The 290-nt window shown below is 40.3% G+C and carries 1 protein-coding gene; it reads left to right on the top strand.

What is annotated here, in order from left to right; translation table 11 throughout:
* Nucleotides 1-290 (top strand): branched-chain amino acid transport system II carrier protein (locus FLQ44_RS13500; RefSeq protein WP_206208877.1); only part of this gene is annotated, 290 nt, incomplete at both ends.

Genomic DNA, 290 nt, shown 5'->3' with positions numbered 1-290 from the left:
GCCAGAAGGAATGCACCGTAAACAGATGTACGCTTGCCTTTGTTACTTTAGTGTCTCTTTATCCAAACAAACTGTTGGATACCGTAGGTCATATTCTTGCACCTCTTAAAATTATTGCACTTGCCATTCTTGGTATTGCAGCCTTTATCATCCCGACTGGTTCAATCTCTCCTGCCATCAATAATTATGCAACTAGCCCTGTTTCTGAAGGCTTTGTAAATGGTTATTTAACCATGGACACTTTAGGTGCATTAGTGTTCGGTATCGTGATTATCCATGCCATACATTCT

It is taken from the genome of Vogesella mureinivorans, assembly GCF_007644035.1.
In the GTDB taxonomy this organism is placed as follows: Bacteria; Pseudomonadota; Gammaproteobacteria; order Burkholderiales; family Chromobacteriaceae; genus Vogesella; species Vogesella mureinivorans.
Note: the sequence above shows the minus strand (reverse complement) of the source record. Positions and strands in the feature narration are given on the sequence as shown.